The organism is Synechococcus sp. PCC 6312 (genome assembly GCF_000316685.1).
Lineage (GTDB): Bacteria > Cyanobacteriota > Cyanobacteriia > Thermosynechococcales > Thermosynechococcaceae > Pseudocalidococcus.
The window spans coordinates 2,973,802-2,995,689 of sequence record NC_019680.1 but is presented as its reverse complement, the minus strand read 5'-3'; the positions used below and the strand labels follow the sequence as shown (position 1 = coordinate 2,995,689).

The 21,888-nt window shown below is 48.7% G+C and carries 21 protein-coding genes; 12 read left to right on the top strand and 9 right to left on the bottom strand.

Features of this window, described 5'->3' with window-relative positions; all coding sequences use genetic code 11:
• Positions 1–39: 39 nt before the first annotated feature.
• Positions 40–1,953 (bottom strand): transglycosylase domain-containing protein, encoded by a 1,914-nt coding sequence (locus SYN6312_RS14565; RefSeq protein ID WP_015125661.1) that lies wholly within the window; start codon positions 1,951–1,953, stop codon positions 40–42.
• 231 nt (positions 1,954–2,184) lie between these two features.
• Here SYN6312_RS14565 and tyrS point away from each other — a divergent pair, with 231 nt between their 5' ends.
• A complete protein-coding gene (gene tyrS / locus SYN6312_RS14560) occupies positions 2,185–3,411 on the top strand; it encodes a tyrosine--tRNA ligase (protein ID WP_015125660.1) in 1,227 nt (408 codons plus the stop codon).
• A 158-nt stretch (positions 3,412–3,569) separates the two neighbouring features.
• Positions 3,570–4,583 (top strand): sulfate/molybdate ABC transporter ATP-binding protein, encoded by a 1,014-nt coding sequence (locus tag SYN6312_RS14555; protein ID WP_015125659.1) that lies wholly within the window; start codon positions 3,570–3,572, stop codon positions 4,581–4,583.
• A 319-nt stretch (positions 4,584–4,902) separates the two neighbouring features.
• Here SYN6312_RS14555 and SYN6312_RS14550 read toward each other — a convergent pair whose 3' ends face one another.
• Positions 4,903–5,373, bottom strand: a complete 471-nt coding sequence (locus SYN6312_RS14550) for a YbjN domain-containing protein (RefSeq protein WP_015125658.1) — start codon at positions 5,371–5,373, stop codon at positions 4,903–4,905.
• A 200-nt stretch (positions 5,374–5,573) separates the two neighbouring features.
• On the opposite strand from SYN6312_RS14550, the gene SYN6312_RS14545 reads away from it, so the two are divergent.
• Both SYN6312_RS14545 and SYN6312_RS14540 read left to right on the top strand, forming a co-directional pair.
• Positions 5,574–7,106 (top strand): YifB family Mg chelatase-like AAA ATPase, encoded by a 1,533-nt coding sequence (locus SYN6312_RS14545; protein ID WP_015125657.1) that lies wholly within the window; start codon positions 5,574–5,576, stop codon positions 7,104–7,106.
• A gap of 411 nt (positions 7,107–7,517) precedes the next feature.
• Positions 7,518–8,663 (top strand): hypothetical protein, encoded by a 1,146-nt coding sequence (locus tag SYN6312_RS14540; protein ID WP_015125656.1) that lies wholly within the window; start codon positions 7,518–7,520, stop codon positions 8,661–8,663.
• A gap of 120 nt (positions 8,664–8,783) precedes the next feature.
• On the opposite strand, the gene SYN6312_RS14535 is transcribed toward SYN6312_RS14540, so the two are convergent.
• Genes SYN6312_RS14535 through SYN6312_RS14520 form a run of 4 tightly spaced genes read right to left on the bottom strand, consistent with a single transcriptional unit; the run spans position 8,784 to position 12,135 of the window.
• A complete protein-coding gene (locus SYN6312_RS14535) occupies positions 8,784–10,304 on the bottom strand; it encodes an aminotransferase class I/II-fold pyridoxal phosphate-dependent enzyme (RefSeq protein WP_015125655.1) in 1,521 nt (506 codons plus the stop codon).
• An 11-nt stretch (positions 10,305–10,315) separates the two neighbouring features.
• Positions 10,316–10,894 carry a chromophore lyase CpcT/CpeT gene (locus SYN6312_RS14530; protein WP_015125654.1) on the bottom strand — a complete coding sequence of 193 codons (579 nt, stop codon included), beginning with the start codon at positions 10,892–10,894 and terminating at the stop codon, positions 10,316–10,318.
• A gap of 6 nt (positions 10,895–10,900) precedes the next feature.
• Positions 10,901–11,602 (bottom strand): GUN4 domain-containing protein, encoded by a 702-nt coding sequence (locus tag SYN6312_RS14525; protein ID WP_015125653.1) that lies wholly within the window; start codon positions 11,600–11,602, stop codon positions 10,901–10,903.
• A gap of 5 nt (positions 11,603–11,607) precedes the next feature.
• Positions 11,608–12,135 carry an adenylyltransferase/cytidyltransferase family protein gene (locus SYN6312_RS14520; RefSeq protein WP_015125652.1) on the bottom strand — a complete coding sequence of 176 codons (528 nt, stop codon included), beginning with the start codon at positions 12,133–12,135 and terminating at the stop codon, positions 11,608–11,610.
• 117 nt (positions 12,136–12,252) lie between these two features.
• On the opposite strand from SYN6312_RS14520, the gene SYN6312_RS14515 reads away from it, so the two are divergent.
• The 3 genes from SYN6312_RS14515 to SYN6312_RS14505 are packed head-to-tail and all read left to right on the top strand — an operon-like array spanning position 12,253 to position 14,087.
• Positions 12,253–13,038 (top strand): Uma2 family endonuclease, encoded by a 786-nt coding sequence (locus tag SYN6312_RS14515; RefSeq protein ID WP_015125651.1) that lies wholly within the window; start codon positions 12,253–12,255, stop codon positions 13,036–13,038.
• 42 nt (positions 13,039–13,080) lie between these two features.
• On the top strand, positions 13,081–13,911 hold the full coding sequence (locus SYN6312_RS14510; protein ID WP_015125650.1) for an EcsC family protein: 831 nt from the start codon (positions 13,081–13,083) through the stop codon (positions 13,909–13,911).
• 56 nt (positions 13,912–13,967) lie between these two features.
• Entirely contained in the window at positions 13,968–14,087 is a 120-nt protein-coding gene (locus tag SYN6312_RS14505) for a photosystem II protein Y (protein ID WP_015125649.1), read from the top strand.
• A 9-nt stretch (positions 14,088–14,096) separates the two neighbouring features.
• On the opposite strand, the gene ruvC is transcribed toward SYN6312_RS14505, so the two are convergent.
• Positions 14,097–14,573 (bottom strand): crossover junction endodeoxyribonuclease RuvC, encoded by a 477-nt coding sequence (gene ruvC, locus SYN6312_RS14500; protein ID WP_015125648.1) that lies wholly within the window; start codon positions 14,571–14,573, stop codon positions 14,097–14,099.
• Between the two features lie 67 nt (positions 14,574–14,640).
• Here ruvC and SYN6312_RS20645 point away from each other — a divergent pair, with 67 nt between their 5' ends.
• From SYN6312_RS20645 to SYN6312_RS14480, 4 genes are read left to right on the top strand one after another with little or no spacing between them, the layout of a single operon-like run.
• Positions 14,641–15,213, top strand: a complete 573-nt coding sequence (locus tag SYN6312_RS20645; protein WP_015125647.1) for a hypothetical protein — start codon at positions 14,641–14,643, stop codon at positions 15,211–15,213.
• A gap of 29 nt (positions 15,214–15,242) precedes the next feature.
• Entirely contained in the window at positions 15,243–16,157 is a 915-nt protein-coding gene (gene murQ / locus SYN6312_RS14490; protein ID WP_041431625.1) for an N-acetylmuramic acid 6-phosphate etherase, read from the top strand.
• 8 nt (positions 16,158–16,165) lie between these two features.
• On the top strand, positions 16,166–16,906 hold the full coding sequence (locus tag SYN6312_RS14485; RefSeq protein ID WP_015125645.1) for an RNA methyltransferase: 741 nt from the start codon (positions 16,166–16,168) through the stop codon (positions 16,904–16,906).
• Between the two features lie 46 nt (positions 16,907–16,952).
• Positions 16,953–18,146, top strand: coding sequence for a serine hydrolase (locus SYN6312_RS14480; protein ID WP_015125644.1), 1,194 nt, complete (start codon positions 16,953–16,955; stop codon positions 18,144–18,146).
• A gap of 175 nt (positions 18,147–18,321) precedes the next feature.
• On the opposite strand, the gene glnA is transcribed toward SYN6312_RS14480, so the two are convergent.
• The gene (gene glnA / locus SYN6312_RS14475; protein ID WP_015125643.1) at positions 18,322–19,740 is read right to left on the bottom strand and encodes a type I glutamate--ammonia ligase; all 1,419 of its coding nucleotides are present in this window, start codon (positions 19,738–19,740) and stop codon (positions 18,322–18,324) included.
• Positions 19,741–20,337: 597 nt separating this feature from the next.
• On the opposite strand from glnA, the gene apcB reads away from it, so the two are divergent.
• Complete coding sequence (apcB, locus tag SYN6312_RS14470; protein ID WP_015125641.1) at positions 20,338–20,847, top strand: allophycocyanin subunit beta; 510 nt, start codon at positions 20,338–20,340, stop codon at positions 20,845–20,847.
• Positions 20,848–20,936: 89 nt separating this feature from the next.
• Here apcB and SYN6312_RS14465 read toward each other — a convergent pair whose 3' ends face one another.
• Complete coding sequence (locus tag SYN6312_RS14465; RefSeq protein WP_015125640.1) at positions 20,937–21,731, bottom strand: E3 ubiquitin ligase family protein; 795 nt, start codon at positions 21,729–21,731, stop codon at positions 20,937–20,939.
• Between the last annotated feature and the right edge of the window lie 157 nt (positions 21,732–21,888).

The window sequence follows — 21,888 nt, the reverse complement described above, 5'->3', positions numbered from 1 at the left end:
AGGCCCGTTCTCCGCAAGGGCTGGATATTAAACCTCTAATTATTTATTGGGTTTGGGGCGGGTAAATTCGGACATTGGCGCAAAGGATTTTACTGGAATATCTTTGAGGGCCTGGGACATAAACTCCCGCCAAATCGGAGCCATCATCCCCCCACCTGTCGCTCCCTTGCCCAGTGGCGCATAGTTATCGTTTCCGGCCCAAACAGCGGTTGCTAATTGCGGTACATACCCGACAAACCAAATATCCCGTTCCGAGGAGGTTGTGCCAGTTTTGCCGGCCGCAGGTCGTCCAATCGCCGCCCCTGTCCCTGTTCCGCTAGTAATGACGCTTTGCATGGCATTGTTGAGGGCAGCGGCGGCCCAAGGGTCAAGGACTAATTTGGGACGGGGGGTATTGTCAAGGAGGAGATGGCCGGTATTGTCAGTAATTTGGACAATAGATGTCGTTTCCGACTGCCAGCCGTTATTGGCAAATGTGGCATAGGCACTGGTAATTTCTAGGGGGGTTAAGTCCACCGCCCCAAGGGGTAAGGAAATCACGGGGAGCATGGGGCTTCTAATTCCCAGAATTCGACAGGTTTCAATGACTTTATTGATCCCCACCTGTTGCCCTAAAACAACCGCGGGAATGTTGCGCGAAGAAGCCAGAGCGGCACGAATAGACATGGAACCAGAGAAGCTCCGATCATAATTTTGGGGGCTGTAAACTTCACCGCCATCCCGATAGGTGACTGGAGAATCGGTAATGGAAGAGTCTGGGGTATAACGGCCACTGGCAAAGGCCTGGTAATAGACAAAGGGCTTAAAGGCAGAACCCGGTTGGCGCATGGCCTGGGTGGCACGATTAAACTGACTTTTCTGATAATCTACCCCACCAACAACTGCCTTAATGTAGTGGGTGCGGGGATCGACCGCCACTAAAGCCATTTGCTCGGCCCGAACTCCGGCTAGGCGTTTAGCTGCATTTTTAACCACTTTTTCGGCGATTTCTTGGGTTTTGAGGTCAAAAGTTGTTTGGACGCGCATTCCTCCCTTAATCACCGCTTCTCGCCCAAACCGCTGGCTGAGTTCCTGCATCACAGTGTCGGTAATGTAGGGGCTGCGGCTACCGCTAAAGGAGGTGATTTCTCCAAGCTGAATGTTTTGGTTCCGGGCTACGGCTGCCTCTTGAGGGGTAATCCAGCCCAACTCCTGCATCCGCTCTAAGACCAATCCCTGACGCTGTTTGGCGGTTTTAAAATCTATAAAGGGACTAAAAGCTTCTGGGGCCTGGATAATGCCCGCCATCATGGCCGCTTCAGCAAGGGTTAAGTCAGCCGCAGGTTTGTTGAAATAGCTACGGGCGGCTGTTTGTACCCCGTAAGTATTATGCCCCCAATAGACTTGGTTCAGGTACATCTCCAGAATCTGTTGCTTATCAAATATTTGCTCAAGGCGCAGAGCTAAAACGGCTTCGGAAACCTTCCGCCCCAGGGCCCGTTCTGGGGTTAAGAAGAGGTTTTTAACGAGCTGCATCGTTAGGGTTGATCCCCCTTCCATGGTTCGCCCAGCGGTTAAGTTCGTCACTAACGCCCGCCCAATCCCAACCGGGTTAATGCCATGATGTTGATAAAAATGACTATCCTCAAAGGCAATCACAGCCCGAATCAGATGTGGAGAAATTTCATTGAGGGGGACGACTTCCCGATTCTCTTCATCATGCAGGCTCAGGAGTAATGTCCCGTTAACATCGTAAATGTGGGTTGTTTCGCTGGGAATATAGCCGCGCAGACTCCGGACATCGGGTAAGTTCCGAAAGCTAATGGCCAGGCCGAGTAAACCTCCAGCTACCACTGCGCTACCGACCATGGCCACCAGTAATGCGGTTTGTCCTGCCACCTGGAGAACCGATTTAGAAAACCCGCTCAGGGCAGGCCTGGTTTGGCTTTTGGGACTAATGGTATTGGTTGGCACGTCGACTGACCCAATCAAAGATAATCTAGAAGGTCGGGATAAGGAATAGCTGGGGTGTTCCAGGCCGGTCGGAGCCTGTCACTTTATCCGGTTGGTGATTCCGCCTACTCTGGTAGCATAACATTTGCGATTTATCCCCTTAATTGCCCCTAATGTACTTAAATTATTACGCTCGCAATATAATAACTCCTTGTCCTGTTGCTATTGTATTTCCTACTTGTGTGATGACTCATGCTTAATCTAGCCAGGCCTGATGTGTTAAGTCGCTTACAACGGGGAGTGAGTGAGGTTTTCCCCCATAATCCAGATTCTCAAAAATCCGCTGAAAACCTTTGGCAATGGATACAGGAGATTAATCGTCCTCTCCGGGTTAAGTTGGGGATTGATCCGACTGGGGCAGAGGTGCATTTGGGCCACAGTATTGTTTTGCGTAAACTGCGGGCGTTTCAGGATGCGGGTCACACGGCGGTCTTGATTATGGGAAATTTTACGGCCCAGATTGGGGATCCAACGGGTAAGTCGGAGGTGCGTCCCCAGTTGTCAGCAGGGCAAGTTGCCGCTAATGTAGCCAGTTACTTGGATCAAGTTCGGCCCATTTTGGATTTTGCCACCCCCGGTCGTTTGGAGATTTGCTACAACGCCACTTGGCTCGAATCCCTCAACCTGAGCAAAATTGGTCAGCTTTTAGCCACAATGACGGTTGGACAGATGTTAGCGAAGGAAGGATTTGCCGAACGGTATCACCAAGGGCAACCTGTCTATCTCCATGAGTTTCTTTATCCATTGATGCAGGGCTATGACTCGGTGGCGATTCAAAGTGATCTGGAACTGGGGGGGACGGATCAAAAGTTTAATATTGCCGTGGGGCGAGATCTCCAACGACATTTTCACTTGCCGCCACAGTTTGGCCTGTTGATGCCGATTTTGCCGGGTACAGATGGGGTGCAGAAAATGTCAAAGTCCCTGGGAAACTATGTTGGCCTGGGGGAAGATGCTGTTTCGATGTATTCCAAGCTAGAAAAAGTTCCGGATGCAGTCATTGATCAATATTTTGAGCTATTGACCAATTTGCCCCTAGAGCAACTCCCCAATGATCCACGCCAAAAACAAAAATTATTGGCCAAAGAAATCGTGACTCAGTACCATGGAGCAGAGATTGCCAATCAAACCCAGGCCGAGCTAGAGGCCATTGTCCTCTCTGGAGTGAGTCAAAATCGTGAGTTAATTCCTGAGTTTTCCTTAGGAGCGATTAGCTTACCGGCCAAGTTCTTCTATATCTTGGGCTTAATTCCAATCTGTGGGAGTAGCAGTGAAGCTCGCCGTCAAATTCAAGGGGGAGGCGTTCGCTTAGACGGAGAGAAGATCACCAATGTGGATTGGCAGATCCAGGCCATTGAGGACCTACTGGGCAAAGTTGTGCAAGTGGGCAAGAAAAAGTTTATCCGGTTTACCCCTTAATCTCCCAGACTTTTACAAACCCGGCCCCATTGGCCATTGTCCAGTTGCAGTAAATGCGGTCTCAACCTTGCCAACGCCTCAGTTCCATGTTTGACGAATTGCCAAAACCACGGTAACTTGATGTGGAAAGTCGGATTTAAGGGCTAAGCATTGGAGTCATGGGCATTCAAATTGAAAACGTCTCCAAGCAGTTTGGGAGTTTCCAGGCTGTGCAGCAGGTGGACTTAACCATTGGCAGTGGCTCACTCGTAGCGCTGTTGGGGCCGTCGGGGTCTGGCAAATCCACTCTGTTGCGCTTGATTGCGGGCCTAGAAACTCCTGATACGGGCCGAATTTTACTGACGGGTAAGGATGCGACTCATCAAAGTGTGCAGGATCGCAATATTGGTTTTGTCTTCCAGCATTACGCTCTCTTTAAGCACATGAATGTCCGTAAAAATATTGCTTTTGGCCTGGAACTACGCAAAACCCCCAAGGCAAAGATTGATGCCCGTGTGGATGAATTATTGGAATTAGTCCAACTGGGAGGCCTGGGTAATCGCTATCCGTCCCAACTTTCCGGCGGGCAACGGCAGCGGGTCGCTTTGGCTAGGGCATTGGCCGTGGAGCCAGAAGTCTTACTCTTGGATGAACCCTTTGGAGCCTTGGATGCCAAGGTGCGGAAAGATCTCCGGGCCTGGTTGCGGCGGTTACACGATGAAGTCCATGTCACCACTGTATTTGTCACCCACGACCAAGAAGAAGCGATGGAAGTGGCGGATGAAATTGTGGTGATGAATCAGGGCAAAGTGGAGCAAGTCGGTTCTCCGGCGGAAATTTACGATCACCCAGCCAGTCCGTTTGTGATGAGTTTTATTGGCCCGGTCAATGTCTTACCCAGTTCCTCAGGAATATTTAAGCACCAGGCCGAGGCTCCTCAATGTGATATTTTCCTCCGTCCCCATGACATTCTCATTTCAACATCCCCCAATGGGATAACGGCTCCAGCACGGGTTAGTCGAATTATTCATTTGGGATGGGAAATTCAGGTGGAGTTAACGTTGGATGATGGCCAGGTGTTAACGGCTCATTTATCTCGGGAAAACTATGATCAACTGCAACTGAAACCCCAGCAAAAGGTTCATGTTTCGCCGAAAGAGTCTAAGGCATTTCCCCTCTATTACTCAATTTAGAGTTTGATACACCTAGGATCGATCCTGGGTTGATCAGCCAGAATCATAGCAGCCGTAAACATATCTAAAAATGCTCGGCAATAGTGAAAATAGAGGACATTTCAAGCGGACTTAGCTGCTCCCGATCCCGACACACCCAAAGTGCTCCCAGAATGGAGGATAACCCCGCTCAGTTTGCTGACGATTCACCCCAGGCCCCAAACCATCAGCCTGATCATCAGAGTTGTTCGCTCAAAAGAGTTAAATACAACTGGGCGGCTGATGCACTGCTCCAATAACTGCTGGATCGGTTCTCTTTATTCATCTCGCCATTAAAAAATTAGGCAGCAGGAAACTCGGCCTGGAGTGCATCGTCATAATCATCAGCCAGGTTAGCCACAATGGTAATTCCCCGCGCAATTTCTCCCGGCCCAATTTCAGCCAACGTCCGACTGGTGAGAATCATCACTTGGTGCTCGAAAATGGCAAAGCGGGCCTCTAGGGTCGTTAACCAGTTGAGTTCTAAGAGTTTTTCGTACAGGCCAGGAGGATTTGCGACTGGTAAATTCAGTACAGGTGACCAAGTGGTGATTGTACTATCGGCCCCAATCCCCGTGAGTTGAACAAAAACAGTCGCGCTGCCGTAGGTAAATTTCCAAATCGAACTGTCGTCTGAGTGATTGACGAGGGGATTGCCCGATTGATCCAGGCCAGAAATAACGGCTTCAATAATTTCAATCGGATTTAAGCCCAACTCTAGACTAGCCTCAGAGTCAGGAGCTAAAGTCGGGGCTATGGGGTCTAAGGTCATAGGAGAGCGTTATCCAAAGTCATCATTCACTAGCTTATCGGGGCCTGGAGAATCCCCTCTCAAGATTTTGAAAAAGTTCAGATTTGCTGAGAGATATCCGCGCCGTTGAATTTAGCCAAATGGAAAAATAAGCACTAGAGTAGAGGTCGGGAGAAGCGATCAGAATCATAAATTCCAGTTGAAACCCTAGATAAATACTTATGTTGGCCTGTGTTTGGAGTGCGTCACTGTTGGGAATTGAAGCCTTGCGGGTCGGGGTCGAGGTGGATGTTTCCGGGGGATTACCGGGCATTGTGGTGGTGGGTTTACCGGATGCGGCCGTGCAGGAAGCTAGAGAACGGGTCAAGGCGGCAATTCGGAATGCTGGGTTTGCTTTTCCGATGCGGCGAATTGTTGTTAACTTAAGTCCAGCAGATTTAAAAAAAGAAGGGCCCAGTTTTGATTTGCCGATTAGTATTGGCATTTTGGCAGCGGCGCAACAGGTGAGTGGGGAGTTATTGGGGGATCATCTGTTTCTGGGAGAGCTATCTCTGGATGGGGCATTACGGCCAGTTGCCGGGGTTTTACCCATTGCGGCCACGGCACAAGAGTTAGGGATTACCGGCCTGGTTTTACCAGCGGCGAATGTCAACGAGGCTGCAGTCGTTGCGGGCTTAAAAGTCTATGGCTTTAATCATCTGAGTGAAGTTGCCAATTTTCTCAATGATCCGAGTCAATACCAGGCCCCGTTGTTCACCCATCCAGCCGAAGCTCCCAGCCAACTAATTCCCACCAGTCATTTAGATTTACAGGATGTCAAAGGTCAGAGCCATGCCCGCAGAGCCTTAGAAATTGCCGCTGCTGGAGGTCATAATTTGGTTTTTGTTGGCCCGCCAGGGAGTGGGAAAACCATGTTGGCGAGACGTTTACCGGGAATTTTACCCCCCTTGAGTTTTGACGAAGCCCTAGAAGTGACTAAAATTCACTCGGTCGCGGGCTTAATTAAAGAACGGGGCACATTGATTAAAGATCGGCCCTTTCGCAGTCCCCATCATTCCGCCTCTGGCCCAGCCCTAGTGGGGGGAGGGAGCTATCCCAGGCCGGGAGAAATTTCCTTAGCTCATCAAGGGATCCTCTTTCTCGATGAACTAACCGAATTTAAGCGCGATGTCTTGGAGTTTTTGCGCCAGCCCCTAGAAGATGGAGCCGTCACCATTTCTCGCACCCGCCAATCCGTCTCGTTTCCCGCCCAATTTACTCTAGTAGCCAGCACCAATCCTTGCCCCTGTGGCTATTTTGGGGATCCAGTCCAGGCCTGTACCTGTTCGCCCAGACAACGGGAACAATATTGGGCCAAGTTATCGGGGCCGTTGATGGATCGGATTGATTTACAAGTCACGGTCAGCCGCCTGAAACCGGAAGAAATTACCCGCCAATCTGGGGGAGAACCTTCAGCAAATGTCCGCCAACGAGTCGAAGCTGCCCGCAAAGTAGCCCAGGCCCGGTTTGAACAAGACAAAAAAGTGCGCTGTAACTCCCAAATGCAGAGTCGTCACTTACGGAAGTGGTGTCAGTTGGATGAAACATCGCGAAATTTATTAGAAACGGCAATTCGGAAGTTGGGATTATCAGCCAGGGGAACCGACCGGATTTTGAAAGTGGCCCGGACAATTGCGGACTTAGCTGGCAGTGATCTGATTCAACCGAGCCATGTGGCTGAAGCGATTCAATACCGCACGATTGATCGAGTTTAATAGTGTATTAAATTATAAAAAATAAATTCAAGCACCCTGATTTCCTATAATAGATTTATTTTAATTACTCTGCATAGTATAAATACTTGTCTCAACTTGCGGCTAAATCCTGAGGATACCTAAAGCACATCTATTCTCTATCGCGGGATATCGCCTTGAAACGTCATCTTGACAGGTCTTAATAAATTCAAGTAATTCATTGATCATAGGTTTCTAGCTGATTTTTACTATCCTCTATTTATCAACGGATTGTTTTCTTCTTGAGTACATTTACTCATCACTGAATTGAGATGTGTACTTAACTTTGACATTACTTATACTTAACCTTAGCTTGTTAGGTTTTAAGCGAAAATGAAAGGCTATTAATGCGGATCACTCTGTTGATTAAATTAAATTTTGGGGGATGGGACAGTGTTAGAGTTGCAGGAACAGGCCGGAAATTCTAATTTCTCTGGCGAATTATTTACAACTGCCCCTGCTTTATCCCTCCTGACAACATGCACAAGTCAACTCAACGCCGAAGTAACCTGTCGTGAGATGTTGGATTATTTCCAGGCCCGCCCCGAGTTACCCGGTATCATTGTTCTAGAGGTTGATCAACCGATTGGAATTATTCCCAGAAATAAGCTATTTGCAAAACTGATCAAGCCCTATTGGCGGGATATGTTTAATAAACGATCTGTTAAAGCCTTACTAGAAGATGAAGATTTTAACAACAAGCCAACTATTCTTCCCCATACTAGTTTGTTATCAGAAGTGATTGCGGCGGCTCTTTCTCGTCCATTGCATTGTCAACTAGATCCAATTATTTTAACTGATAATAAAGATTATTTATTGCTCGATTGTCAATCTTTTCTGTTGACGCAGGCCCATATCTTCCAAACATTCCATACTCATATTGGTCATCTCCGGCAAGAAAACATTCACCTAACCAGTCAATTAGCCGAAACCTTGGAAAAATTTCAGGCCCTGCAAACGCAATTAGAACAGCAGGGATCGGCAGATCGTTATCGTCAACAAATTTTGGAACATCAAAACCGTGAGTTACTGAGTCAAATAAATGATATTCGTAATCAATACAATCAACTATTGAGTGTTGCTCAGAAACTTTCACAGCAAAGTCAAATCGCCCTGCAAGTCACAACAGTCTCTGCCAACAACCTCAGTCAAGAACTCAATCAGGTGTTCCGCTTTAATGGCACGTTGGAACAAGAACTAATCATTATGGAGAAAGCATCATCTGAAATTGAATATATTAGTCGCCAAGTTAAACATTTAGCATTGCAGGCCAGCTTAATTATTGCCCGATCCGGGGGACAGTTTAATTCCTTTAGTTTTATTACGTCTGAAATCAATAAGTTGGGTGACCAATGCTTTGACGCTAACAAACAATTGTCTGGCCTGGCCAATCGGTTGCGACAACGTCTTCCAGAATTAGCCCAAGCGGTACAAGTTGGAGATGGATCTACACGAGATTTAGTTAATCAAATAAAACCAACGAAGGCTATTTTACAGGAACTTGTTCTTGCAGTTCAACAACTGGAAATAACATCTTAGATTAGATATAACATTACTCATTTAGGGCTCTTATTGGGACAAATCAGAAAATGCTTTATGGGCAGTCTTTGTAAGATTTCTACTCCCTCAGAACAGCCTGCCTAACGCTATAGTTACGAATCAGAGAATGATATCGAAGGCTGGATCGGGTTCAGTAACCATCAATGTTTGCAGGGTGGGGTCTGACGCTCCTGTAATCGTGCCGCCGGCCTGTTGAATTGCGAGAAGTCGCTCAATGATGGTTGCCGTAATTTGTTCACCTGGAAAGAGCCAAGGAATTCCCGGCGGATAGGGGCAAATCCATTCAGCACTGACTTGATGGATCGCTTGGGCCTGGGTTACTTTGATTTGGGGTGAAAAAAATGCAGTTCGGAGGTCAAGAATTGGGGTTGTTATTGGCTCAAGGGAGGAAGAGGCTTGACTAACTTGATTTAGAGTTTGCCATTCCTGACTGTATAAATACGTTTGTTCGTGATTCTTTTCCATATTTTCAATGAATTGTTGCCAACCTTTAACTAAAGCATTGACATCAGTAGGGGTATGTCCCAGGCCCAGTAAAAACGTTAAATAATTCAGGGTGGGTAATTCAGCCGTGATGTGATGGTGTTGATCTAAATAGTCATCGGCCCGATAACCTGTAATTGCCAGTGGCCAAGTTCCCAGAGTTTGTCTAGTTAGGTCTTTAGTTATCCCTAAGGGTAATGAATCCGCTGATAGTTGAATTGAGTGTGGGAGCCTAGTTAAGGCGTGAGTAAAATAATCTGCCAATCCTAAAACAGAGTCCCATAGCAATTCACCTTCGCTGGCCATTTGATAGCGGGCTATATCTAGGGATGCTAATAGTAAATAACTGGGGCTAGAGGACTGCAAAACTCGTAAACACTGACTGATCCGGGTTGTTGAGACTCGTTTTCCCTGTTGATGCAGCATTCCGGCTTGGGTCAAGGCAGATAGGGTTTTATGGGTGCTCTGAATGACCACATCGGCCCCGGCCTGGATGGCACTCATGGGCAACTGGGGATGAAACTGAAAATGGCTGCCGTGGGCTTCATCAACAATGAGGGGAATATTTTGCTGATGAACAATCTGGGCAATCTGAACCAAATCAGGACAAAGGCCTTCATAGGTTGGGGAGATGACCAGAACTGCTTTTGTATTCGGGTAATGACTTAAGGCGGCTTCAATTTGCGCTGGGTTCAAGGGAAATGCCAGGCCCCACACCGGATCATATTCCGGGGTCATAAATACAGGCTTGGCCCCCGCAAGAACCATCCCACTCAAAACCGACTGGTGGATAGTTCGAGGCACCAGTATCCGATCGCCAGGCCCACAGGTGGCCATGATTGCCGCGCTGATGCCCACTGTTGAACCGTTAATTAAAAACCAACTCTTTTCGGCTCCAAAGGTCTCGGCAGCTAGGTTTTGGGCCTGAGCAATGATCGCGGTGGGAGCAGCCAGGTTATCCAGGCCAGGTATTTCCGATAAGTCCAGTTGCAGGCCAGCGGTTCTCCAGGCATCGGCTAGATCAGGATGAATCCCTTGCCCGCTATGGTGGCCGGGAGTATGAAAGCCGCGATAATCTCCTTGGGAGTGGCGTAAGAGCGCATTCAGAATGGGCAAATGGGGCAAAGAATCAGCCATTGGGTCAGACTTTAATTGATGTTCACCAGTTCAAATTCATAGGGCCCGATCAATGCTCCCCACAACCCTTGCCCCGTAACTGGATCCACACCCCGGTCAAAACTCCAAAATTTTTGAGCTGTCACCCTAAAGCCTAAAACAACTTGCCGTTCTTGCCCTTGATAGGGAAAACAACAGCGGGAGGTTTCGGGGAGGGTAGCCTGAAAACAATGGTCAGCATATTCCACATTCAAAACGCACCCAGGCAAGGGATCAAGGTCAGATTCCCTGAGGCCCTGCAAACGACTTGGAGCCATCCCTGCCCCGGCCCACTGACTGGGAGACTTACAGGCCCAATAGTGAATTTGCAGAGGCTCTGGCTGAATCACTAAAATCCGTTGCCGATAGGGTTTATCTAAATAGAGGGCATTGGCCTGTTCGGCAAAAATCGCCCGCTGTCCCTGAATCCCCTGGGGAATGGCCCGTTGCCAAAGCCGGAGATGGACAAACCAAGTGGGTTGCGCCTGGGCCTGGGCTTGATTCTGAAATTCACCCGTCAAGCATTCGTAAAGCTGGGCCGCAATTGCGTCTGATTTGGATAAATCACTCATAATCCCTCAGGTTGAAGACTGCGACCAGGCCGGGTGATTCAGCAAGGCATTGATGACTTGGATCCCCCGCAATTGATTACTCAAAGGCAGATGACCGCGGGGTGCAGTTAAATCCCAGGTAAATTCCCCTGGCCAGCGGGTCCATTTTTTACCCTGTCGCCAATTGATTTTCTCCCAGAGTTGTGACCAGTTTTTCCCCAGGCCAAGCCAGATTTGCCGTTGCACCGAATACCCAAACTTACCTTGGGAGTGGGCTAACCAGAGATGATCAATCGTTAATAAATCCGGGATTGGGAACTGTTCAACTTCTGAAAAGTATAACCAGCCCCGTTTTTCGGCCATCGGACTAGCCAATTTGCAGAGGAGCTTGAGGGTTAAATCGTCCGCGGCCTGGTAGTCATGGTGCTGTAAAAGTTGCTGGAGGGGTTGATAATCCACACCTTTTTCAGACAATAAGGGGACAATTCCCTGGGGATATTGCTCAATCAGGGCAGATTTAACGTCCGTATCCCCCAATTCCGCCAACAATTCATAGGCCCGCCCCTTGACTCCCCAGGCCCAGGTTGCTGTTTTTAAGAGTTGGAGGAGTTTCTCCCCCGCATCCGGCATGAGTGCGCTGAGATCATCTAGGGCCTGGAGTTGGCGTTTTTCGTTACCGCTCGTCAGTTGTGTAATGAGGGATGTCAGTAAATCGGTATCTGAGGCCATAGGGTTTAGGTGGGGTTAGGACAGGCGGCTTGGAGAATCCGGTTAATAATGCCAGAGGTGGAACTGGGAACTTCGACTTGGACTAACTGGATCCTACCGCCATAGGCCTGGACTGCGGGGCTTTCTGGTAAAGTCTCAACCGAGTAATCGCCCCCTTTGACATAAATATCCGGTTGCAGGGCCTGAATCAGGGTTGTGGCAGTCGGTTCTGTAAAAATAACCACTCCACTCACGGCTTCTAAGGCAGCTAAGACTTCGGCCCGTTGGCTTTCGGGAACGATGGGACGCGGGGGTTGGCCAGGCCGGTTTGGTTTGATTCCGGCCACAGATTGATCACTATTAAGCCCAACCACTAAGGTTTTGCCTAAACTCCGGGCCGTAGTTAAGTAGCGCACATGGCCGACATGGAGGAGATCAAAACATCCATTGGTAAATACCAGCGGTCGCCAGGCCTGGGGGTTTTGGTTAATTGCGTTTTGTAGGTCACTCAGGGAATAAATTTTGGCGTTTAAGGCTATCACTTCAGAGGACATTTCGCGTTTTTGGGAGGGGACTAAACGGGGCCTGGAGAGCCTACAGCAGAAATCTGAACCTGTTACCCTATCTACTATAAGCGGAATATCTGGCCCCTCTTTGCTGGCGAATACCCTATGGTTGCCTTACCCCCTACCTCCACTGAAAAATTAACCTTTACGGAATACTGCCAATTTCAGCCTCCTGATGATTACCAATACGAATTATTTCGAGGTGTGCTGATTCAAATGCCGACTCCAACGACCCAACACGTCAACATTGCCCATTTTTTGGTCTATCAATTTCAGCAAGCTATCACGAAGGTTGGCCTGGATTTAATAGCCAGAACCGATACTGGAGTCAGAACAGAGGAAGCCTCATCCCGGATTCCTGATGTGGTGGTTTGTACTCGTGACCTGTGGCAAAAACTAACTAATCGCAAAGGCGCAGGTATTTTCGACCTTGCCGAAACTCCGACCTTAGTGGTGGAAGTGGTCAGTGAAAATTGGCGGGAAGACTATATTCGCAAGCGGGCGGAATATGCCTTAATCAATATCCCGGAATACTGGATTGTCGATCCGCAGCGGCAACGGGTTTGGGTCTTGGCAGATCCCGATAATCCCGATGGCTATAGCCGCCAGGAATTCTTAGCTGATGCCCAGATCAAATCACCTTTATTTCCCAACCTGACTCTGACGGCCGCCGAGATTCTGGAACCGGTTTTTGTCGAGGATTTAGTTCGTCAAAGCAAAGTAGAACAGGCCACTCTTCGCACCCAACTAGAGTTAGAAAAACAACGGGCAGACCAAGAAAATATTCGCGCAGAACAAGAGTATTTGAGAGCTGAACAAGAAAAACTCCGAGCCGAAGCTGCGGAAGCCGAACTCGCTAAACTCCGGGCCCAATTGGAAGGAAAACCCTAAACCAGGCCTGGTTTCTCAGCCTTATTCACCAGAGTGAAATCCATGACACCCCTTCTAACTCCCTATGAGCAAACACAACTGCACGGGATCAAGGTCTGGCTCCATCATCACGAAACTCCCCTGTCTCAGGCCCTAGCTACGGCACTGCATCCCCTTGAGGAAAACCTGATCCACCGCATTCCCAGAGAATTAATTGAACAATTACACCAGGCCTGTGATCAACTCACGGATGACTGGCAAAGCGACTGGGCGTTCCTGCAAAAATACTTGACCAAAGCTAAAACTTGGGAAGATCTGCGTGATGGAGAGTTAACGGCCTGCGACCGGATTGCTAGAGATATTCAAAAGATTGCCCAAGGAAAAGCAGCTCTAGAAGCGGGATTCACGAGTTTGCTTGAGGGACTGGGGGAAGTTGCCAATGTTGGGTTGATGATCTTGCTCAGTTTGACGATGATTCAACGGATGGGGCTAGCCTATGGATTCCCCCCCGATACCCCAGCCCGGAAAGGTTGTATTTGGGGAATTTTAGCCCTTAGCCTAGCTGACTCCCCAGAGGAACGCCAAAGACTCTTGCAGCGGATGGCCAGATCTCAGTCAGATTTGTACCAAGCGGCTGTCACCCAATTGCTAGACAAATCCGTAGAAGATGCGGCTGAAGAATCCACGAGTGCCCTCCTGGAGCGAATTTTAGTCGCCTTTGCGGCAGAGTTAGGGGGTGAAGCGATTCCAGTGATTGGAACATTGTTGGGTATTAGGGCCAGCACAGAACTGATGCAGTCGGTCGGAGAAACGGCTCAACGGGCTTGGCAACTCCGCTGGTTGGTTTATCACCAAAAACTGATCCCCCAGCCGGCCCCGAATTTGATACCATAAGTTCAGTATTCGCAACCATAAACAACTTTTTATAGACGCAATTAGGAGATAAAATCATGGATTGGCGTGTCTTAATTGTCTTGCTGCCGGTTTTACTTGCTGGGGGTTGGGCTGTGAAAAATATCCTCCCCTATGCCCTCAAGCAACTTCAAACTGCTCTGAATAAAATTAAATAGTTTCTACCTTTACAACTGCATTCCAGCCGCCAAGGCCAAAGCCAAGGCATCGGCTGCATCATCGGGACGGGGAAGTTTTTCCAAGTTTAACTCCCGTTGGACGGCGGCTTGAACATCTTGTTTAGTGGCTCTACCATATCCGGTCAGGGCCTGTTTGACCTGGGGTGGTGAAAACTCAACAATCGGAACTTCGGCCTGGGTAATGGCGAGCAAAATCACACCGCGGGCCTGGGCGACTTGGATCGTGTTTCCCATTTTATAGAAGAATAATTTTTCGATGGAAATTAAGGTTGGCTGGGTTTGGCGAATGAGGGTGGTTAAGTCGGAGTAAATAATTTCAAGACGGCTACCCAGCTCGGTCTTGGCGGGCGTTTGAATCACCCCAAAGTCAATCATGCGGAGTTCTGCCGAATCGTCCCATTGAATACAGCCATAGCCGATGGTAGCCAGGCCGGGGTCTAAACCAAGAATGCGGGTCAGGGGCAAGGGTCGTTACAATGGGAAATAATGCTAACTTATTCAGAATAACGGGTTTGAAAACTGTCCCGCGGGCATGATGATTCCTAGTTTTATTCCTCACTTGGCCTGGTTAGATGCTGCTTGGGATGGAATTTTTTCCACTCAGGGGGTGATGATTCTACTGTTGACCCTCTATGGCGGGGCCATGTGGGTCTTTCTTTCCAGTGCTCCCAAGGTTTATACCCTGATGGTCTCGGATTTAGAACAGGCCCGGAAATTTTATGAGGACGAGTTACGCCTATCCGTCGCCGATGTCCCCCTTCATTATTACTACAACTATGAGCAAACCCTAGGGGTGGCCTCTCTCGATCCTCTCTATGTCCCCTCTGCCATTAGCTACAACCAAAATCAACCTGCCCGCCCCAATGATGGCCTGTGGTATCAGTTAAAGAAAAATACCCAACTTCATATCATTAGTGGGGCCAACTATGGCGAAAAAAATCGGCAGCGCCATGTTTGTTTTGATCGGGAATGTCTCAAACAACTCCTCAAGCGGGTACAGACTTACCACATTCGCTATAAACTCCGGCGGGAAGAACCCTTAAATTTTCTAGTCAAAGATTATGCTGGCCAGGTGATTGAATTGGCGGAGATTGCCCCAAAGTGACTTCAAATCTCAACCTAGAGCTTAACCAGATTCCCACCCGCGGACATTTATTGACTGAACAGGCCAACCCCGCTAGTCAAAATTTAGATCAGTTGACTCCCCTAGAGTTCGTTGACCTCTTTAATCAAGAAGATCAAAAGGTTTTAGCGGCTATTGCCAATGCGAGAGAAGTCATTGCCCAGGCCATCACTGAAACGGCTGATCGTTTACGGCAAGGGGGGCGACTGTTTTATATTGGGGCCGGTACCAGTGGTCGCTTGGGCGTGTTAGATGCGGCGGAATGTCCCCCAACCTTTTGTAGTCCACCGGAGATGGTGCAGGGAATTTTGGCGGGTGGCCGGGCGGCTCTAGTCAAAAGTTCGGAAGCCTTGGAAGACCGGGCTAGGGATGGCGCGGCGGCGATGATCGAGCATCAGATTGGCCCCTTAGATGTGGTCGTTGGCATTACAGCGGGCGGGACAACCCCCTATGTCCAAGGGGCCATTACAGCCGCTAACGAGCAAAGGGCCTTAACGATTTTCTTGGCTTGTGTTCCCAGTCAACAAGTCCCCACGAATGCCCAAATTGATATTCGCCTGTTAGTTGGGCCGGAATTACTGACGGGGTCGACGCGTCTCAAGGCTGGAACTGTCACCAAGATAGCCCTGAATATGATCTCCACGGGGGTGATGGTGCAGTTAGGGAAGGTCTATGGCAATCGGATGGTGGATGTCTCCGTAACTAACAGCAAACTGTTTGATCGGGCGGTGCGGATTATTGCCGACTTGACGGGGTTAGAACGGGAACCAGCGGCTGATCTCCTGAGTAAAAGCGGGCAACGGGTTAAATTAGCCTTGTTAATGCATTGGACAAACCTCGCTCCAGAGGCAGCCCAGGCCCTGTTAGATCACCATCATGGTCAACTCCGAACGGCCCTGAATGCCTTTCAAGTCACCCCCTCTTAAGAGATTTCATGTCTCCTTTAGGTCAAATTAAGATTGTCTTGGTCGAACCGGCTGGGGCCTTGAATGTGGGGTCTGTGGCTCGGGTAATGAAAAACATGGGCCTGGGGCAGTTGGTTTTAGTCAATCCCGAATGTGATCCGCTTGGAGAACAGGCCCGCTTAATGGCGGTTCATGCGGTTGAAATTTTAGAGACTGCCGAAGTTGTCCCGGATTTAGCCACTGCACTGATGGGCTGTTCCCGAATTATGGCTACGGTCGGGCGAGATATGGATACCAACATTCCCCTAGCCCCCCCCCGCCAAACCTTGCCCGCTCTCCTCAATCACTCAGCTGCAATTATTTTTGGGCGCGAAGATCATGGGCTAACCAATCAAGAATTGATGCTGGCTCAATGTCTAATTCAAATTCCCACGGATTCAACCTACCCATCCTTGAATCTGGCCCAGGCTGTGGGCGTATGTTGTTATGAGCTATGGCAAGCTCAGGCAGACCAGTCGGCACTCGGAGGTGAGCAGTCGAGCCAATCACCTTCAACGGCTTCCTTTGAGGACTTAGAGGGATTTTATGGTCATTGGCAATCACTCCTGCTGAAAATCGGTTATCTTTATCCCCATACTGCTGATAGTCGGATGGCAAAATTACGGGGCCTGGTCAACCGGAGCCAACCCACGGCAGCAGAAATTGCCCTCTTGCGGGGGATGTTGCGACAAGTTTTCTGGGCCATTGAGCACCTGCCAAGCCAACGTTAAGACCCTTAAAGTTCATTTCTTGTGTGGAGAGTCAAGGTAACACTACATGGCCAAACCGTCCCCTCGCCAAAATCGTCGTTCCCAACCGGCCAAAGTCCGTCAATCCCCTGCTTCTCCCCGTCCCCCCCTATCTGCTGCAACGACCCAAGCGCGCCCCAAATCTACCCGCCCCCCCCAAAACAAGATAAAATCTCGGCCCAAAAGCAACATTGTTAGTTTTCCGACTGGACTCACCGAGGCCCCACTCTCAACCGGCTCGCCCCGTAAACCACCAACACTCTGGAGCCTCACCCTCAAACTGGGGATTGTGGCCACTGCCTTGACTGCCATGACTGGGACTGGACTCTCGGTCCTAAAACCAGAACTCAAAGCCCAACCAGACACCACTCCTGCGGCTCTGGCTCAGTTAAATGCTCCTGAATTATCTCCATTGCCCCCCGAAAAACCCCTGACTCAGGTGGAGAAAACCATTCAGCAATGGTTTGCCGCTAAGAAACAACTTCAAGGTGGGGCCTATTTCTTGAACTTAACCACGGGGAATAGTGTCAATGTTGATGGAACTCAGATTGTTGCGGCGGCCAGTACGATTAAAATCCCGGTCTTGGTCGCCCTCTTCCAGGCCCTCGATCGCGGTGAAATTACCCTCGCAGAACCCTTAACCATGCGGCCGGATTTAATTGCTGGGGAAGCAGGAACCATGCAATATCAAAAGCCGGGGACAAAATTTTCCACTCTCGAAACCGCCGAATTGATGATTTCTATCAGCGATAACACAGCCACCAATATGTTGATCGATCGCCTCGGTGGAGCCACGATCTTGAATGATCAATTTGTCCAATGGGGCCTGGAGCATACGGTAATTCGTAACCCTTTACCCGATATGGAAGGCACAAACACCACTAGTCCCAAAGACTTAGCGATTCTCATGGCCCGGATTGCCCAAGGGGATTTAGTCTCACAAACGAGTCGTGAAAAACTCCTGGGAATTATGCGGACAACGGTGACGAATACGCTCCTCCCACAGGGCCTAGGGCCTGGTGCAAAAATTGCCCACAAAACGGGGGATATTGGCACGTTTGTCGGGGATGCTGGCCTAATTGAAATGCCCAATGGTCAACAATATGTGGCAGGGATTATGGTTAAACGTCCCTATAATGACCCCCAAGGCACAGAGCTAATTCGGCAAATTTCCCGTCTCACCTACCAGGCCTATAGTCGGGGCAACCCATTCCATCAATAAAAAAGGCATCCCCCTGGACACCTTCTAAAATTGTTTTTCGATGTTTTAGTTAATGAGGCAGAGTTTTAATCAAGACCTTTGAAGCAATAGTCTCTGTGTGAGTACCACAGCAGGAAACTGATTCACTTCGGGGCCTGGGTAAAGCTCTGAGAAGATTAACTCAAATCAACTCGCGTTAGCAGTCAAAGTAGAGTTCAAACTCATAGGGATGGGGAAGTTTGCTCAGGGGCTTGACCTCACCTTCCATCTTCATGGCAACCCAGTTATAAATGAAGTCTTCTGGGAAAACACCACCAGCGGTAAGGAACTCATGATCTTTTTCCAGATTTAGCAAGGCTTCACCCAAGTTGGCCGGGGCTTTGGGGATTTTAGCTAATTCTGCTGGGTCCATCTCATAGATGTCCACATCCAACGGCTCACCGGGATCAATCTGATTTTTAATCCCATCCAGGCCAGCACAAAGCATTGCCGAGAAGGTGAGGTAAGGATTGCTAGAGGCATCAGGACAACGGAACTCTAAGCGTTTGGCTTTCGGATTAGAACCAGATAAAGGAATCCGAATTGAAGCGGAACGATTACCGGCAGAGTAGGCCAAGTTGACGGGAGCTTCAAAGCCAGGTACTAGACGCTTGTAGGAATTAACCGTGGGGTTGGTAAAGGCTAAAAGGGACTTAGCGTGCTTAATCAAGCCACCAATAAACCAAAGGGCTGTTTGGCTTAAGCCAGCATATTTGTCGCCCGCAAACAGGGGTTGACCGTTATTCCAGATGGACATATGGCTGTGCATCCCCGTGCCGTTGTCGTCATAGATCGGCTTGGGCATGAAGGTTGCGGTTTTGCCATATTTGCGAGCGACGTTTTTGACCACATATTTATAGGTCATCACATAGTCCGCTGCGTGAACCAAGTCAGAGAACCGAATCCCCAACTCGCACTGACCACCGGCTGCCACTTCATGGTGATGTTTTTCAATCGGAACACCACATTTAGCCATCGTCAGGAGCATTTCTGTCCGAATATCCTGTAATCCGTCAGACGGTGAGACTGGGAAGTACCCCCGTTTTTTACCGATGGTATAGCCCACACCACCTTCTTTACCGGAGTTCCAAGGGCCTTCATCGGAATCAATAAAGAAGTAGGCTTCATGACCGGATTGCTTGTAGCGGACTTCATCAAAAATGAAAAACTCTGGCTCAGGGCCACAATAGACTTTGTCGCCAACTCCAGAAGCAATTAAATAATCCACCGCTTTTTGGGCAATGGAGCGGGGATCCCGTTCATAGAGTTGCTGGGTACGAGGATCAACAATGGTACAAACCATGCTTAGGGTGGGAATTTCCATGAAAGGATCCATCCAGGCCGTGGTTGGGTCGGGCACCATCGCCATATCTGAAGCTTGAATAGACTTCCAACCCTTGATACTTGAACCGTCAAAAGCGACACCACCCGTATTCACAAAAGAATCTTCGTCAATTAAGCTTTTGTGGAAGGTGCAGTGCTGCCAAATCCCAAACAAGTCAACAAACTTTAAGTCAATTAACTCAATATTGTTATCCTCAATGTACTTAAGGACTTCTTGTGCAGTTTCTGCCATATACCAGTTTTTACCTCAGAGACATTTTTACTTGGCTAGCAAAGATCATGCCTTGACTAATGCAAACATCCACACAGGCAATCCGTTTCTTTATTCAAAGCCTTTGCCAAAGCCTCCATCCCTACGAATCTAGGCCTAAGTGCTGAGATAAAATGTATAAATTGTTACTAAACCCTGTGGCTATACCGCTTTGTATTACAGCCGTTCCTGAATTAGTCGGAGTTGGCGGGGATCGCTGGGCTGGGGATGCTGATCAGAAATATAGAGATAAATTTAATTATTCCATGTATAGAAACTGTTCATGGATACTCAAGTTTCTGGGGGAGCGTGTCCGTTATTTGTAAAGTTTTGTCATGAATCTGGGGAATTTAAGTCGGGAGTTTCCAATCCGGCCAACCCCGCATGATAGACTAGGGGAAATTTTGATTAGCTGCAAAGTCTAGTCAGGCCTGGGTTTTAGCCACTTTAGGATAAAGATTTGATTCTTCTTGAATCAGGTAAATCTTGCCCCAATTCTGGCTAGGGCTGTCCTGAATGTAGTGATTCAAAGTTAAGTTGATTAAATTTATTTTTGACATCGTGGGAGCAACTGAATTTATGCGGGATGCCGTCACCACTCTGATTAAAAACTATGATTTAACCGGCCGCTACTTGGATCGGGATGCGGTAGATACCTTGCGTTCATATTTTGCTACGGGTTCTGCCCGAGTGCAGGCGGCGGGTGTAATCAACTCGGATGCGGCGGGGATTGTCAAAGAAGCAGGCTCCCGACTTTTTAACGAGTTACCAGAATTAATTCAGCCCGGTGGAAATGCTTACACCACCCGCCGTTATGCTACCTGTTTGCGGGATATGGACTATTATCTTCGCTATGCGACCTATGCTCTAGTGGCTGGGGATGTGGATGTCTTGAATGAGCGGGTTTTGGAAGGTCTGCGGGAAACCTACAATTCCTTGGGCGTGCCTATTGGCCCCACAGTCCGAGGGATTCAGATCATGAAGGAAATTATCCAAGAACGATTGACAGCGGCTGGTGTGACGGTTGGTGGTTTAATTGATCAACCCTTTGACCACATGAGTCGGCAACTGAGTGAAATTAGTATTTAGCGTTGAATCGCTGAATTATCTGAACCCTGTGGCTTCCTAATGCATCTGAGGGCGACCCTAGTCTGTGTGGCTGGGGTTTATTTTGCCTCCTAAGATACCAGGCCCAGTATCCCAACCAACACGCCAATCACGCCGCTGGCAATAGCCCCAAGGGTGGTGTAGGTCATGATGTTTTGGGTGTGGTTTGTTAATGTATCTTCGGATTTAAGGGAGATAAAAAACTTACGTCCGTTTTGCTGGGGCTTGCCAATCACTAATTCTCCAGTTTGATCGCTGGCTTCTCCGACAATGAGTACCTGTCTTTCCAAAGGTAAGATTGACTCCTGATAGCGATACCCCAGGGTGCGGCCTCCCCCGGAACCTACAGCAATGTCTAGGTTGAGTGAGAAGCCCCCAAAAGAGAGGCGATTACTGTTACCTTCTGGGCGAAATTCGTTCAGGACTTGGATGGTTTCAACCCCTGCTCCCTCTGGATCAATACGGACAGTTCCTTGGGCATCTTGAAGGAGAAATGGAGTAGATTGGCTGTTGCTGCTGATGGTGTCGGATCGCCGTTCTGTGCGCCATTCTGTCCGGCCTTCACTGTCTTCAGAGCGAACCCGTTCTTCATATTCCCGAATCACTTGCATGGAGTAGTATACACAGGGCACTTGCTTTAGTTCAGAGATTAAGGGATCGTCCGATTTAACGCGCCCGTAGAGCTTGACATACTCGCGCAGGCTTCCGGCTCCAATTTCCGTGGCTACATCTGCGGCAAGTTGCTTAATACTCTGGCTGTTCACACGGTTGGCAAGTTTTAGGCTCCGTAACCTCAGGCGATAGTGGCGTTGGACAAAAAATAAAACCACGGCTGCAATCAGTAAAATCGCTGAGACAAAAAGCATAGATGTCACGCCAAACTAGATCGAATCAGGTTTTCGCAGTTAAAGGAGCCCATAATCCCCATAGTCATGCTATTTCATTAGACCATTCTTAGATCTTAGAAAAGAGAAGGCTGACTGGCCTGGCCAGGGTCTTCTATGGTTGCTTCTTTGAGCATCG

Bases quoted from the DNA above. Each gene is read 5' to 3' on its own strand.
- tyrS (WP_015125660.1), top strand. From the start codon at position 2,185: ATGCTTAATCTAGCCAGGCCTGATGTGTTAAGTCGCTTACAACGGGGA.
- SYN6312_RS14555 (WP_015125659.1), top strand. From the start codon at position 3,570: ATGGGCATTCAAATTGAAAACGTCTCCAAGCAGTTTGGGAGTTTCCAG.
- SYN6312_RS14550 (WP_015125658.1), bottom strand. From the start codon at position 5,373: ATGACCTTAGACCCCATAGCCCCGACTTTAGCTCCTGACTCTGAGGCT.
- SYN6312_RS14545 (WP_015125657.1), top strand. From the start codon at position 5,574: ATGTTGGCCTGTGTTTGGAGTGCGTCACTGTTGGGAATTGAAGCCTTG.
- SYN6312_RS14535 (WP_015125655.1), bottom strand. From the start codon at position 10,304: ATGGCTGATTCTTTGCCCCATTTGCCCATTCTGAATGCGCTCTTACGC.
- SYN6312_RS14530 (WP_015125654.1), bottom strand. From the start codon at position 10,894: ATGAGTGATTTATCCAAATCAGACGCAATTGCGGCCCAGCTTTACGAA.
- SYN6312_RS14525 (WP_015125653.1), bottom strand. From the start codon at position 11,602: ATGGCCTCAGATACCGATTTACTGACATCCCTCATTACACAACTGACG.
- SYN6312_RS14520 (WP_015125652.1), bottom strand. From the start codon at position 12,135: ATGTCCTCTGAAGTGATAGCCTTAAACGCCAAAATTTATTCCCTGAGT.
- SYN6312_RS14515 (WP_015125651.1), top strand. From the start codon at position 12,253: ATGGTTGCCTTACCCCCTACCTCCACTGAAAAATTAACCTTTACGGAA.
- SYN6312_RS14510 (WP_015125650.1), top strand. From the start codon at position 13,081: ATGACACCCCTTCTAACTCCCTATGAGCAAACACAACTGCACGGGATC.
- SYN6312_RS14505 (WP_015125649.1), top strand. From the start codon at position 13,968: ATGGATTGGCGTGTCTTAATTGTCTTGCTGCCGGTTTTACTTGCTGGG.
- SYN6312_RS20645 (WP_015125647.1), top strand. From the start codon at position 14,641: ATGATGATTCCTAGTTTTATTCCTCACTTGGCCTGGTTAGATGCTGCT.
- SYN6312_RS14485 (WP_015125645.1), top strand. From the start codon at position 16,166: ATGTCTCCTTTAGGTCAAATTAAGATTGTCTTGGTCGAACCGGCTGGG.
- SYN6312_RS14480 (WP_015125644.1), top strand. From the start codon at position 16,953: ATGGCCAAACCGTCCCCTCGCCAAAATCGTCGTTCCCAACCGGCCAAA.
- glnA (WP_015125643.1), bottom strand. From the start codon at position 19,740: ATGGCAGAAACTGCACAAGAAGTCCTTAAGTACATTGAGGATAACAAT.
- apcB (WP_015125641.1), top strand. From the start codon at position 20,338: ATGCGGGATGCCGTCACCACTCTGATTAAAAACTATGATTTAACCGGC.
- SYN6312_RS14465 (WP_015125640.1), bottom strand. From the start codon at position 21,731: ATGCTTTTTGTCTCAGCGATTTTACTGATTGCAGCCGTGGTTTTATTT.